The organism is Nonomuraea sp. NPDC050451 (genome assembly GCF_044458585.1).
This window is the reverse complement of sequence record NZ_JBITHZ010000001.1, coordinates 971,202-983,927: the sequence shown is the minus strand read 5'-3', so window position 1 is coordinate 983,927 and position 12,726 is coordinate 971,202. Positions and strand designations below refer to the sequence as shown.

The 12,726-nt window shown below is 70.3% G+C and carries 12 protein-coding genes; 9 read left to right on the top strand and 3 right to left on the bottom strand.

Annotated elements, in window-relative coordinates; translation table 11 throughout:
* Window positions 1-143: 143 nt before the first annotated feature.
* Both ACIBI9_RS04540 and ACIBI9_RS04535 read right to left on the bottom strand, forming a co-directional pair.
* Entirely contained in the window at window positions 144-767 is a 624-nt protein-coding gene (locus ACIBI9_RS04540; protein WP_397220521.1) for a hypothetical protein, read from the bottom strand.
* A 43-nt stretch (window positions 768-810) separates the two neighbouring features.
* Window positions 811-1,590 (bottom strand): HAD-IIA family hydrolase, encoded by a 780-nt coding sequence (locus ACIBI9_RS04535; protein ID WP_185073261.1) that lies wholly within the window; start codon window positions 1,588-1,590, stop codon window positions 811-813.
* 61 nt (window positions 1,591-1,651) lie between these two features.
* On the opposite strand from ACIBI9_RS04535, the gene ACIBI9_RS04530 reads away from it, so the two are divergent.
* From ACIBI9_RS04530 to ACIBI9_RS04495, 8 genes are all read left to right on the top strand, one after another.
* Window positions 1,652-2,839 (top strand): M20 family metallopeptidase, encoded by a 1,188-nt coding sequence (locus ACIBI9_RS04530; protein ID WP_397220520.1) that lies wholly within the window; start codon window positions 1,652-1,654, stop codon window positions 2,837-2,839.
* A 2-nt stretch (window positions 2,840-2,841) separates the two neighbouring features.
* On the top strand, window positions 2,842-3,807 hold the full coding sequence (locus ACIBI9_RS04525; protein WP_397220518.1) for a zinc-dependent alcohol dehydrogenase family protein: 966 nt from the start codon (window positions 2,842-2,844) through the stop codon (window positions 3,805-3,807).
* A gap of 164 nt (window positions 3,808-3,971) precedes the next feature.
* Entirely contained in the window at window positions 3,972-5,792 is a 1,821-nt protein-coding gene (locus ACIBI9_RS04520; RefSeq protein ID WP_397220516.1) for an ABC transporter substrate-binding protein, read from the top strand.
* Window positions 5,793-5,803: 11 nt separating this feature from the next.
* Window positions 5,804-6,814 (top strand): ABC transporter permease, encoded by a 1,011-nt coding sequence (locus ACIBI9_RS04515; RefSeq protein ID WP_397220514.1) that lies wholly within the window; start codon window positions 5,804-5,806, stop codon window positions 6,812-6,814.
* Window positions 6,811-7,710, top strand: a complete 900-nt coding sequence (locus ACIBI9_RS04510) for an ABC transporter permease (protein ID WP_394499908.1) — start codon at window positions 6,811-6,813, stop codon at window positions 7,708-7,710. The genes ACIBI9_RS04515 and ACIBI9_RS04510 overlap by 4 nt, the downstream gene beginning before the upstream one ends.
* Before the next feature lie 3 nt (window positions 7,711-7,713).
* Window positions 7,714-8,706 (top strand): ABC transporter ATP-binding protein, encoded by a 993-nt coding sequence (locus ACIBI9_RS04505; RefSeq protein ID WP_397220511.1) that lies wholly within the window; start codon window positions 7,714-7,716, stop codon window positions 8,704-8,706.
* On the top strand, window positions 8,703-9,713 hold the full coding sequence (locus ACIBI9_RS04500; protein ID WP_397220509.1) for an ABC transporter ATP-binding protein: 1,011 nt from the start codon (window positions 8,703-8,705) through the stop codon (window positions 9,711-9,713). Before ACIBI9_RS04505 ends, ACIBI9_RS04500 begins: the two co-directional genes overlap by 4 nt.
* On the top strand, window positions 9,713-10,648 hold the full coding sequence (locus ACIBI9_RS04495; protein ID WP_397220508.1) for a GNAT family N-acetyltransferase: 936 nt from the start codon (window positions 9,713-9,715) through the stop codon (window positions 10,646-10,648). Before ACIBI9_RS04500 ends, ACIBI9_RS04495 begins: the two co-directional genes overlap by 1 nt.
* Before the next feature lie 2 nt (window positions 10,649-10,650).
* Here ACIBI9_RS04495 and ACIBI9_RS04490 read toward each other — a convergent pair whose 3' ends face one another.
* Window positions 10,651-11,763: an exo-beta-N-acetylmuramidase NamZ domain-containing protein gene (locus ACIBI9_RS04490; protein WP_397220507.1), complete on the bottom strand. Its 1,113-nt coding sequence runs from the start codon at window positions 11,761-11,763 to the stop codon at window positions 10,651-10,653.
* 58 nt (window positions 11,764-11,821) lie between these two features.
* Between ACIBI9_RS04490 and murQ the strand changes: the two genes are divergently transcribed.
* On the top strand, window positions 11,822-12,721 hold the full coding sequence (murQ, locus tag ACIBI9_RS04485) for an N-acetylmuramic acid 6-phosphate etherase (RefSeq protein ID WP_397220505.1): 900 nt from the start codon (window positions 11,822-11,824) through the stop codon (window positions 12,719-12,721).
* The last annotated feature ends 5 nt before the right edge of the window (window positions 12,722-12,726 follow it).

Genomic DNA, 12,726 nt, shown 5'->3' with positions numbered 1-12,726 from the left:
CGTTTTACCTTTGCGCTTGCTGATGGTGCGGCCCGTCCCCCTCGACGACCGCGTTTGGTCACCACATGGTTGCAGCCGGTGAGTGATTTTGGCCAGACCTCGACGAAATCGGGGCCGATTCTTTGCCGGGCGGAGTCAAGAGGCTAGCGGCGGTCCTCGATCTCCCAGAGGTGGTCGATGACGTGCCAGGCGACGCGGCGCAGCGCGTAGCGGGGCGGCCAGCCGGTCGTCTGGGGCGGCTCCCAGGCGCGCGACAGCACGTCGGCCAGTTCCGCCCGCATGGCGTCCCGGTCCCCGGGCTCCTTGTACGGCTTGTACCGCACGTCCACCTTCCTGGCGAAGGCGCGCTCGGCCTCCTCCACGTGCCGGACGACGCCCGACAGGTCGCGGCCGCCTCCGCGCGGGCCCTTGCGCAGGTCCTCGGGCGAGGTGGCGGCGGTCTCGTCGAACATGGCCCAGGCCGCCCGGAGGAGGGCGACGCCGCGGGCCGCCTCGGACGCCGGCAGGGGCTCCTGGTCCAGGTCGGGAACCGCGTACGGGGCGCCGAAGTCCGTGATGTCGCTGCCCGGGATCCGGGCCACGACCACCGGGTCACCCGGCGAGAACTCCAGCCCGGCCCGCGCGGCCACCGCGCCGTAGCGGGGGACGTAGTCCATGAGCAGGTCGAGGGCCGCCTCCTCGCCCTTGGCGACCCGGCACCAGCCGGGCCAGTCGAGCGAGCAGGCGAACACCTTCTTCGGGCCGATCTCCAGGTAAACGCGGGTCATGGCACCCAAGGGTGCCACCCGTACCTGTCAGAAGGGGTCAGGTTCAGATGAGGTCGATGAGGTCGGCGACCGAGTCGACCACCAGCGAGGGACGGTAGGGGAAGCGGTCGATCTCGTCGCGCTGGGTCACGCCCGTGAGGACCAGGATCGTGAACAGGCCCGCCTCCATGCCCGACACGATGTCGGTGTCCATGCGGTCGCCGATCATGGCGGTGGTCTCGCTGTGGCCCTCGATCTCGTTGAGCGCGCTGCGCATCATGCGGGGGTTGGGCTTGCCGACGAAGTAGGGGGCGACGCCGGTGGCCTTGGTGATGAGGGCGGCCACGGCGCCGCAGGCCGGCAGGGAGCCCTCGGTGGAGGGGCCGATGGGGTCGGGGTTGGTGGCGATGAAGCGGGCGCCGCCCTCGATGAGCCGGATGGCCCGGGTGATCTGCGTGAAGCTGTAGGTGCGCGTCTCGCCGAGCACGACGTAGTCGGGGTCGAGGTCGGTGAGCACGTAGCCGACCTCGTGCAGCGCCGTCGTCAGGCCCGCCTCGCCGATGACGTACGCCGAGCCGCCCGCGCGCTGGTCGTCGAGGAACTGGGCGGTGGCCAGCGCCGAGGTCCAGATGGACTCGGGGGGCACCTCGAGGCCCGCACCGGCCAGGCGCGCCGACAGGTCGCGCTGGGTGTAGATCGAGTTGTTCGTCAGCACCCTGAACTTCTTGTCCGATTCTCTGAGCCGCTTGATGAATTCGTCCGCACCGGGGATCGGACGACCCTCGTGGACGAGAACGCCGTCCATGTCGGACAACCAGGAGTCGATCCGTTTACGCTGAGTCACACGCACATCGTACCGAGCGCGCCTTATCGACTTCCCGCCCGGCGGATGAACAATGTTCCTCATGTCCTTCACTGAATCCGCCCGTGACATGCGGGACGAACTCATCCAGCTCAGGCACTCGTTGCACACCACCCCCGAGCTCGGCCTGCACCTGCCGCGCACGCAGGAGAAGGTTTTGGCCGCGTTGGACGGGCTGCCGCTGGAGGTGAAGACGGGCACCTCGCTCAGCTCCGTCACCGCCGTGCTGAGGGGCGGCAGGCCGGGCCCGGCCGTGCTGCTGCGCGGGGACATGGACGCGCTTCCCGTGGCCGAGAAGAACGACCTGCCGTACGTCTCCCAGCTCCCCGGTCAGATGCACGCGTGCGGCCACGACCTGCACACCGCGATGCTGGCGGGGGCGGCGCGGCTGCTGAGCGCTCGGCGGGAGGAGCTGGCGGGTGACGTCATCTTCATGTTCCAGCCGGGCGAGGAGGGTTACGAGGGCGCCAAGCACATGATCGCCGAGGGGGTGCTCGACGCGGCCGGCGCGCGGCCCGTGGCGGCGTACGGGATGCACGTGGTGTCGGCGATGTTGCCGCCGGGGCTGTTCGCGTCGCGGCCGGGGCCGATCATGGCGGCGGCGGACACGTTCCTCGTGACGGTCAAGGGGCGCGGCGGGCACGGCTCCAGCCCGCACCGGTCGCTGGACCCGATCGCGGCGGGCTGCGAGATGGTGACGGCGCTGCAGACCATGGTGACCAGGGGGTTCGACGTGTTCGACCCGGTCGTGGTGACGGTGGGCAGCTTCCACGGCGGGTCGGCGGACAACGTGATCCCCGACGAGGCCAGGTTCGAGGCCACGGTGCGCACGTTCAGCAAGGACAACCGGACGAAGATCAAGCGCAGGCTGGTGGAGGTCGTGCAGGGCATCGCGGCGGCGCACGGGCTGGAGGTCGAGGCGTCGTTCGGGATGGGCTACCCGGTGACGGTGAACGACGACAGCGAGGCGGCGTTCGTGGGCAAGACGGCCGACGAGCTGTTCGGCCCTGGGCGGTATTTCGTGTCGCCGCAGCCCGTGATGGGTTCCGAGGACTTCTCGTACGTGCTGGAGGAGGTGCCGGGCGCGTTCGTGTTCCTGGGGGCCTGCCCGGCCGACCGCGACCCGGCCACGGCGCCCTACAACCACTCCCCCGAGGCGGTCTTCGACGACGCCGTGCTGGCCGACGGCGCCGCGCTCTACGCCACGCTCGCCCACGCCAGGCTGTCGTGACCATGCGGGCGTGGGTCGTGGCCGAGCCGGGGCCGATGGCGACGCGGCCGCTGGAGCCCGTCGAGCGGGACGTGCCCGAGCCGGACCCGGGCGAGGTGCTGGTGCGGGTCGAGGCGTGCGGCGTGTGCCGTACCGACCTGCACCTGGCGGAGGGCGACCTCCTGCCGCGCCGGCCGCGAACCACGCCCGGTCATCAGGTCGTCGGGCGCGTCGAGGGCACGGGCGAGCGGGTGGGCGTGGCCTGGCTGCGCTCCACCTGCGGCACGTGCAAATACTGCCTGAGGGGAATGGAGAACCTCTGCCCCTCCTCGGCCTATACGGGGTGGGACGCCGACGGCGGGTACGCCGAATACCTCACCGCGCCCCGTGACTACGTCTATCCGCTGCCCGCCGACGTGCCCGCCGAGCGACTGGCGCCGCTGCTGTGCGCCGGGATCATCGGCTACCGGGCGCTGCTGCGCTGCGATCTCCCGCCGGGAGGGCGGCTGGGGATCTACGGGTTCGGCGCCTCGGCGCACCTGACCGTGCAGGCCGCCATCGCCCAGGGCGCCGTCGTGCACGCGGTGACCAGATCCGCGGCCTCCAGGGCGCTCGCGCTGGAGCTGGGAGCCGCCTCCGCCGGGGACGAACCGCCCGAGCCACTGGACGCGGCCATCCTATTTGCGCCGGTAGGTACCCTGGTCCCAGCAGCGCTCGAAGCGCTCGACCGTGGCGGCACGCTGGCCATCGCCGGCATCCACCTGACTGACGTGCCCGTCCTGAACTACGACAGGCACCTCTTCCAGGAGCGCACACTCCGCAGCGTCACGGCCAACACCAGGGCCGATGGGCGCGCCTATCTGGAGCTGGCGCTGGCACACCCGCCACGCGTGGCGACGAGCCTCTACCCGTTCGGAGAGGCTGCACAGGCGCTCACCGATCTGGCGAACGACCAGGTCAGAGGGGCTGCCGTCTTGGTAATGGAATGACGTTTTACTTGACGGCGCTTAGCTCCACTCCGCACACTGATGAAGGAAAGTTACATTAGCCTCACAACCTCTGGAGATTATTGACGCGGGTGAGGCGCGATCGTAGTGTCCGGTCAATCCCTACAGAGATCTTCGACAGGTCCGACATCTCCCCGGAGCGGCAAATGAAACGACTGGCAGCGGTAGTGGCGTTGCTGGGCCTTGCCACCGCGACAGCGGCGTGCAGCGGTGGATCCACGAACAGTTCCGGCGGCTCGGGCGGCGGGGGCGGGCTCTTCACCACGGTCGACGTGCTCAAGCCCGGCCTCGACGCGAGCGGCCCGGCCAACCCATGGGCGCCCAAGGGCAACTCTTTCCTGGGCTACAACGCGATGAAGCTGGGCTGGGTCAAGAACCACCTGACCGATCCCAACCAGTTCTACCCAGGTATCGCCGCCAGTTGGGAGATCGCTCCCGACAACTCCTCGATCACCGTCCACATCCAGCCGAACGCCAAGTGGTCCGACGGCAAGCCGGTGACGGCCGAGGACGTCAAGCTCTCTCTCGGGCTGGCCTCCACCACCGGCAGCACCGCGTTCGCGGTCACGCCGGGCGCGGCGGGCGTGGCGTCCGACGTCCAGGTGGTCGACGACAAGACCGTCAAGGTCTCCCAGGACATGAAGAACCCGAGCATGAAGTTCGCCCGCGGCATCATGGACAACTGGGTCGTGCCCGCGCACGTCTGGAGCAGCCTGCTGCCGGCCGACTTCTGGGACAAGCTGAAGGCCGCCAGGGAAACCGGCGCCGACGCCGACAAGGCCCGCGAGGAGGTCCTCGCCATCGGCCAGAAGGTGCTCGCCTTCGCGCCGCCGAAGGACGTCTCCGCCGGCCCGTTCACGCTGGAGCGGGTGAACCCGGGCGAGGCCCTGCTGGTCAAGAACAAGAACTTCTACAACGCCGCGAACGTCGCGCCGGCCCAGGTGAAGCTCCTCAACTACAACGGCAACGAGCAGATCTGGAACTACCTGAGCGCCGGCAAGCTCGACCAGGCCGGCTTCACGGCCATGCCCACCGACGTCATGACCCGGATCAAGAACGCTCCGGGCTCCAGCGTCATCAGGGGCTTCTCCCCGGTGGCCGTCGGCATGGGCTTCAACCAGTCGAAGAAGCCGTACGACAACGTGCACGTGCGGCGCGGCCTGGCCTACCTGATCGACCGTGACCAGGTGACCAAGGTGGCCTCGCCCGAGGGCGGCACGCCCGCCGTGACCACCTCCGGCATCCACCAGAAGCCGGCCCAGGAGTGGATCGGCTCCGAGCTGGCCAGCCTGAACCCGTACAAGCACGACGTGGCCAAGGCGGAGGAGGAGTTCAAGGCGGCCGGTCTGAAGAAGACGGGCGGCAAGTGGACGCTGGCCGACGGCAAGCCGTGGAAGCTCACCATGCACGCGCCCGCGCCGTTCTCCGACTGGATCTCCGCCGAGGAGAACATCAAGAGCCAGCTCATCGCGGGCGGCGTGGACGCCGAGGTCGTGACCGTCGCCGACTACCCCGTCTACCTGGAGGAGCTCTCGGCGGGCAAGTACGACATCGGCCTGTGGCTGATGGCGCTCGGCCCGGCGCCGTACGACATCTTCCAGCGCCTCTACGGCGTCTCCAACGGCTGGACCAACGTCGCCGGCAAGGTCGCGCACAGCGCGCCCGGCAAGGGCGGCAACTGGATGGGCAGCGCGGAGGAGATCGACGTCGAGGGCGTGGGCAAGGTCAATCCGGGTGAGCTCACGGCCAAGCTGAACGCGGCCACTCCCGAGCAGGCCAAGCCGATCATGGCGCAGCTCGCCAAGACGGCCAACCAGGACCTGCCGGCCATCCAGCTCTGGGACTACGTGAACACGCAGTTCACCAACACCAGCCGCTTCACCGGCTGGCCGGAGCAGGACAGTGACCTGCTCCGCCTGAACGCCGGCGTCTGGATCCAGCTGGGTCTCATCAAGGCGAAGCAGTAGAGAAAGAGCCTATGGTAGTAATCGCACGGCGACTCGCGGGCCACCTGGCCCGCGGGGTCGTCATGATCCTCGTCGTAGCCACGATCAGCTTCTTCATCGTCAGGAGCATCCCCGGCGACCCGGTGGCCGCGAACGTCCAGAAGCTGATCCAGCAGGGCATGGATCCGCAGACAGCCGAGCAGGCGACGCGCGTGCTGTACGGGTTCCAGCCCAGGGGTTCGCTGTGGGAGCAGTACACCCAGTACATGTCGGGCCTGCTCCGCTTCGACCTGGGCCAGTCGGTCACCCACGCGGGCGCGCCGGTCACCCAGGTGCTGGGCGAGGCGGCCAAGTGGACCGTTCTACCGGTGCTGGCGGGAACGCTGCTCAGCTTCCTGGTCGGCATCGTGATGGGCGTCTACGCGGCCATCAAGCGCTCCGGCAAGCTCGGCGACATCCTGGCCGTCTCGGGGTCGCTGCTGCACGGCGTCCCGCAGTACGTGCTGGGGCTGCTGCTCAGCGCCGTCTTCGCGACGCTGATCCCGATCCTGCCGGCCGACGGGCCCGTGGACATCCTGTTCGAGCCCGGGTTCAACGCCGGCTACATCGGCTCGCTGGCCCAGCACGCGGTGCTGCCGGTGCTGACGTACGCGCTGGCGGCCTACGGCGGATGGATCCTGGCGATGAAGTCGAGCGTGGTGACGGTGCTCGGCGACGACTTCATCCTGGCGGCGGAGCTGCGCGGGATGAAGCGGTCGATCATCTTCCGCTACATCGCGCGCAACGCGATCCTGCCGCTGTTCACGATCCTCGCGCTGTCGCTCGGGCTGCTGCTCGGCGGCGCGGTGTTCATCGAGCGGATCTTCAACTACCCGGGACTCGGGCTGCTGCTGCTCGACAGCATCACCATGCGTGACTACGCGCTGATGGGCGGGGCGTTCCTGCTCATCACGGTGTCCATCATCGTGGCGAACATCCTCGCCGACCTGTTCTACTCCGCGATCGACCCGCGGGTCCGCAGCGGGGAGGAGGTGTCGTCATGAGTGTCCTGCTCGAGACCTCTTCGACCAGCGCCGCCATGCGCCGCAACTTCTGGGCGGGCGTCTGGCGGGTGATGAAGCGCAAGCCCAGCCGCATGGTGGGTGTGGCGCTCGTGCTCGGGTTCGTGTTCATGGGCGTGTTCGGGCCGATGTTCTATCCCGCGCAGCTGCCCCTCGACCCGACCCAGATCACCAGGCCGCCGAGCTGGCAGCACTGGCTCGGCACCGACGACCAGGGCAGGGACGTGGTCGCCCTGGTGGTCACCGGGTCGCGGTACGTGCTGCTGGCCGCCCTGGTGACCGCGGTCATCACCGTGGTCGTGGGCACCGGCATCGGGCTGTTCTCCGGCTTCAAGCGGGGCCGCTGGGACAACGTCCTCATGCGGCTCACCGACATGAAGCTGACCATCCCCGGCCTGCCGCTGCTGCTGGTGCTGTCCACGGTGTGGAAGTTCAGCAGCGCGATCCAGATGGGCCTGGTGCTGGGGCTGCTCGGCTGGGGCGGCGTGGCGCGGGCGGTGCGCTCGCAGACGCTGTCGCTGCGCGAGCGGGGCTTCATCGAGGCGGCGCGCGGGCTCGGCCTGCCCACCACGCACATCGTGGGCAAGGAGCTGCTGCCGAGCATGGCGCCGTACATCGCGATGAACATGCTCATCGCGGTCACCGGCGGTGTCTACGCGCAGGTCGGCCTGTTCTTCCTGGGCGTGCTGCCGTACGAGTCGAACAACTGGGGGCAGATGCTCAACACGGCCGTGTTCCGTTCCGGCGCGCTCCAGGTGCCGAGCGCGCTGGGCTTCCTCATCGGGCCGCTGCTGGCGATCCTGTTGCTGACGCTGGCCATCGTGCTCGTGGTGGACGCCATGGACGAGATCTTCAACCCCCGGCTGCGTGAGGAGTAGTCAATGGCTCAGACAGCGCCGGGAGTGCGCATCGACGGCCTCACGGTCGTCTACAAGACCCCCGCGGGCGAGTTGCCCGCCGTCAGGGACGTCAACCTGACCCTGGAGCCGGGCTCGATCACCGGCATCGTCGGCGAGTCCGGTTCGGGCAAGTCGACGATGGCCCTGTCGCTGCTCAACGCCGTCCAGCCGCCGGGCAGGATCGCGGCGGGCAGCGTCGAGATCGACGGGCTCGGCGACGTGGTCGGGATGAAGGGCGAGCACCTGCGCAAGGCCAGGGGCAAGCACATCGGGTACGTGTTCCAGGCCGCCCAGAACTCCCTGAACCCGCTCAAGACGGTCGGCAAGCAGCTGCTCGACCTGGGCCGCTCGCACGGCGTCGACGACCTGCGCGGCCTGGTGCGCGAGGCCAAGGAGCTGCTGGGCCGGATGGGCCTCGACGGGGCTCGGGTGCTCGACTCGCACCAGCACGAGCTGTCCGGCGGCATGCGCCAGCGGGTCGGCATCATGCTGGCGCTGGTCCTCAACGCCCACCTGGTGGTGCTGGACGAGCCGACGACCGCCCTCGACATGATCACTCAGGCGAACATCCTGAAGATCGTCCGCGAGGTGCACGCCGAACGCGGCCTCACCACGCTCGTCATCACGCACGACATCGGCGTGGTGGCCGAGGTCGCCGACCGGCTGGCCGTCATGTACGGCGGGCGGCTGGTCGAGCAGGGCCCCACCAGGGAGGTGCTCGGCTCGCCGCGGCACCCGTACACCAGGGGCCTGATCCAGGCCATCCCCCGGCTCGTCGGCGACATCGACGAGGCCAGGGCGCTGCCCGGCCGGCCGCCGACGCTGGCGACCGTGCCGAAGGAGGGGTGCGTGTTCAGGGAGCGCTGCTCGCTGCGCATGGACGTGTGCGACACCGTCGATCCTCTGGCGGCCGCCGACGGGTCGAGGGTCGTGGCCTGCCACGCCGTGACCGCGAACGTGAAGGAGCACGCATGATCACTGGGACCGGCGTCGTCAAGACGTTCAAGCAGCGGGGCAAGGTGCTCGGCGCCCGCGAGGTGCGCGCGCTGCGCGGCGTGGACTTCGCGATCCCGAAGGGCGGCGCGGCCTCGTTCATCGGCGAGTCCGGGTGCGGCAAGACCACGCTGGGCCGGATCATCGCCGGGCTCGAGGCGTACGACGAGGGCGAGATCCTGATCGACGGCGTCTCCATGTCGCCGCTCAAGCCGAAGCAGCGCCAGCCGCACTTCCGCAAGATCCAGATGATCCACCAGGACCCGTACTCGGCCCTGAACCCGACCAGGACCATCCACCAGACCCTGTTCGCCCCGCTGTCGCTGCGGGCCGGGCAGACCGGGCGGTCGCGGTCGTGGATCGAGGAGCGGTCGGCCGAGGTGCTGTCGCTGGTGGGCCTCGACCCGGGCACGGTGCTGTCGCGCTACCCGCACCAGCTGTCCGGCGGCATGCGGCAGCGCGTGGTCATCGCCCGCGCGCTGACCGTCGACCCGGAGATGCTCGTCGCCGACGAGGCCGTCTCGATGATCGACGTGTCGCTGCGGCTCGGCATCCTGGCCCTGCTGAAGGACCTGCGCGAGCGGCTCGGCGTGAGCGTGCTGTTCATCACGCACGACGTGGCCACGGCCCGCTACATCGGCGACGACGGCGAGCTGTACGTCATCTACCGCGGCCAGGTCGTCGAACGCGGCGCGGTGGACACGGTCATCGCCGACCCCGTGCACCCGTACACGCAGTCGCTGCTGTCGGCGATCCCGGTGCTCCATGGGCTGGAGCAGCCCGGCGAGCAGCCGGTGACGCCGCTGGAGTCGCTGGACGAGAGCCAGGCGGACGAGGGCTGCCTGTTCGCCCGCCGCTGCCCGTTCAGGGGCGAGCGGTGCACGAGCGAGCGGCCGCTGCTGCAGCTGACCGAAGGGGTGCCGCAGGAGCACGCGTGCTTCTACCCCGAGCGCCGCAGCGTGATCGCCCGCCCGATGAGCGAGGTGTGATGTCCCACGCCGTGCGGGCCTTCATGTCCGCCGCAGGGTCCTCCTCAGGGTCTTCCTCAGGTTCCGTCGCCGGATCCGTCAGCGGGTCCGGGATCGCCGAGGCGGCCGAGGTCGCCGCCGCCGCGCTGACGCTGGACGCCGCGGAGGCCGCCGACCTGGTCGGCTACCTGTCACGCCCGCCCGCGGAGCGGCGCTGGAGCGCGCTGGCCACCGACGGCGGCGTGGTGATGGCGTCCCTGTCGGCCACGGATCCGGAGGTCGGGCACATCGACCTGCTGGCCGTGCACCCCTCAGCCCAGGGGCAGGGGCGCGGGCGCGCGCTGGTGGGGGCCGCCGAGGAATGGCTGAGGAGCCAGGGCGCGCGGCAGGCGCGCTTCGCCGGCAACCCGCCGTGCTACGTCTGGCCGGGCATCGACGTACGCTACACCGCGGCCGCCTGCCTGGCCGAGAGCCTCGGCTACGAGCGCTACGACGTGGCCTGGAACATGACGGCAGACCTGAGCACCGACCTGTCGGTGGAGGACGACCTGCCGCGGCTGGAGCGGTCCGGCGTGCGCGTGCACGCGGCCGGCGACACCGCGGACCACCCGGCCCGCGCGCACGTCGCCGCGTTCGTCCGGGAGCAGTGGAACGAGCGCTGGGCCTGGGAGGCCGCCCACGCGGCCGGCCTGCACTACGCCGAGCGCGACGGTCGCGTCCTGGGCTTCGCCGCCTGGGGCGCCCGGCCGGGCTGGTTCGGGCCCATGGGGACCTCCCCGGACGCCCGCGGGCTCGGCGTCGGGCGGGTGCTGCTGCGCAGGTGCCTGGCCGACCAGCGGGCCGCTGGACAGTCCAGCGCCCAGATCGGGTGGGTGGGGCCGTTGCGGTTCTACTCGCACGCCGTGGGCGCGCGAGCGGAACGCGTCTTCTGGCTCTACCGGCGCGATCTGGTGTGATGTCAGTCGTAGATGAGTCGTCCTTCAGGCTTTCCCGGCGGCGGGCAGAGGCCCCGGGGGTCCTCGCCGGCGTCCAGGCAGCGGGTCAGGGTGTCGGAGCCCCACAGGTGGTCCATGAACAGGTCGGGGCCCCACCAGCGCAGGTCGTCCGCGTAGAGGGTGCGGGCCACGTACAGCATGGACAGACCCGTCAGGACGGGCCTGAACGCCTCGCGGTCGTGCACGTGGAGCTGGACGCCGCGCACGGCGACGCCCGCGTGCTTGTGGAAGGTGGGCATGAACCACGTCTCCCTGAACCGCACGCCCGGCAGGTCCAGCGCGGCCAGCGCCGGGGCGAACCGCGCGTCCGCGTAGGGGGCGCCGATCAGCTCGAACGGCCTGGTCGTGCCGCGCCCCTCGGAGAAGTCGGTCCCCTCGAAGAGGCCCGTGCCCGGGTAGACCAGGGCGGTGTCGGGGGTCGGCATGTTGACCGAGGGCATCACCCAGGGCAGCCCCGTCTCGGCGAACGTCATGTCGCGCCGCCAGCCCTCCATCTCGATCACGCGCAGGTCCACGTCGAAGCCGAACAGCGTGGCCAGCTCCCCCGCCGTCCTGCCGTGCCGGACCGGCAGCGGGAAGCGGCCCACGAAGCTCGCGAACGCCGGGTCGAGCTCCGGCCCCTCCTGGACGGTCCCGCCCAGCGGGTTGGGCCGGTCCAGGACCACGAACCTCAGCCCGAGCCGGGCGGCCGACGCCATCAGGTCGTACATCGTCCAGACGTAGGTGTAGAAGCGCGTGCCCACGTCGGCGATGTCGAACACCAGCGTGTCCACGCCCGACCCCGCGATCGTCCGGTCGAGCGCCTCGCCCTCGAGCTTGTGCGTGTCGAAGACCGGCAGCCCGGTCTTCTCGTCCACCGTGTCGGCCTCGCTGCCGGCCGCCTGGGCGGTGCCGCGCATGCCGTGCTCGGGGCCGAACAGGGCCGTCAGGTTCACGCCTGCGGCCAGCAGCGCGTCCGCGGTGGGAGTGAGATCGGGCAGGACTCCGGTGGGGTTCGTGATCAGGCCGAGGCGGGTTCCGCCCGCGAGTGCGGTATCCACGGCCAGCCGTTCGGCTCCGGTGCGTACGTGTGGCATGAAAGCCATTGTCTGAAAGATATTTACAAGTGTGAAGGAGAGGGTGGAAATTAGCGTCATGATTGATCCGCTACCCGAGCTGTCCACCGAGCAGAGCGATCCCCGCTACAGCCAGATCGACCGGCTGCCGACCGACCAGATCGCCCGGCTCATGAACCAGGCCGACGCCGCCGTGCCCGCCGCCGTCGCGGTGGCCATCCCGGCGATCTCGGCCGCCATCGACGCGATCTCCGCCAGGATGGCAGAGGGCGGCCGGCTGCTGTACGTCGGGGCCGGCACATCGGGCCGGCTGGCCGTGCTCGACGCCAGCGAGTGCCCGCCCACGTTCGGCACCGATCCGTCGCTGGTGCAGGGCGTCATCGCCGGCGGGCCGGACGCGCTCACCCGGTCGGTCGAGGGAGCGGAGGACGATGCCGAGGCGGGCGCCGCCGCGTTGAAGGACCTGGAGGTGGGACCGCTCGACTCGGTGGTGGGCGTGTCCGCCAGCGGCCGGGCTCCTTTCGTCCTGGGCGCGCTGGCTGAGGCGGCCTCCCGGGGCGCGCTCACCGTCGGCCTGTCGTGCAACGACGGCGCGCCGCTGTCGGCCGCCGCCGAGCACGCGATCGAGGTGGTCGTGGGACCCGAGGTGGTGACCGGCTCGACCCGGCTCAAGGCGGGCACGGCCCAGAAGCTCGTGCTCAACATGATCTCCACGATCTCGATGGTCAAGCTCGGCCGTACCTACGGCAACAAGATGATCGAGATGTCGGCGATGAACAACAAGCTGGCCGGGCGCGCGCTGCGCATGGTCAGCGACATCACCGGCGCCGATCTGGAGACGGCCGAGACCGCGCTGGACGCGGCCGGCGGGCAGGCGAAGATCGCCGTGCTGATGATCCAGCACGGGCTCGACGCGGAGGGGGCACGAGCGCTGCTGGAGTCGCACGGGGAGCGCCTCAGCGACGCGCTGAGCGGCTGAGGGGA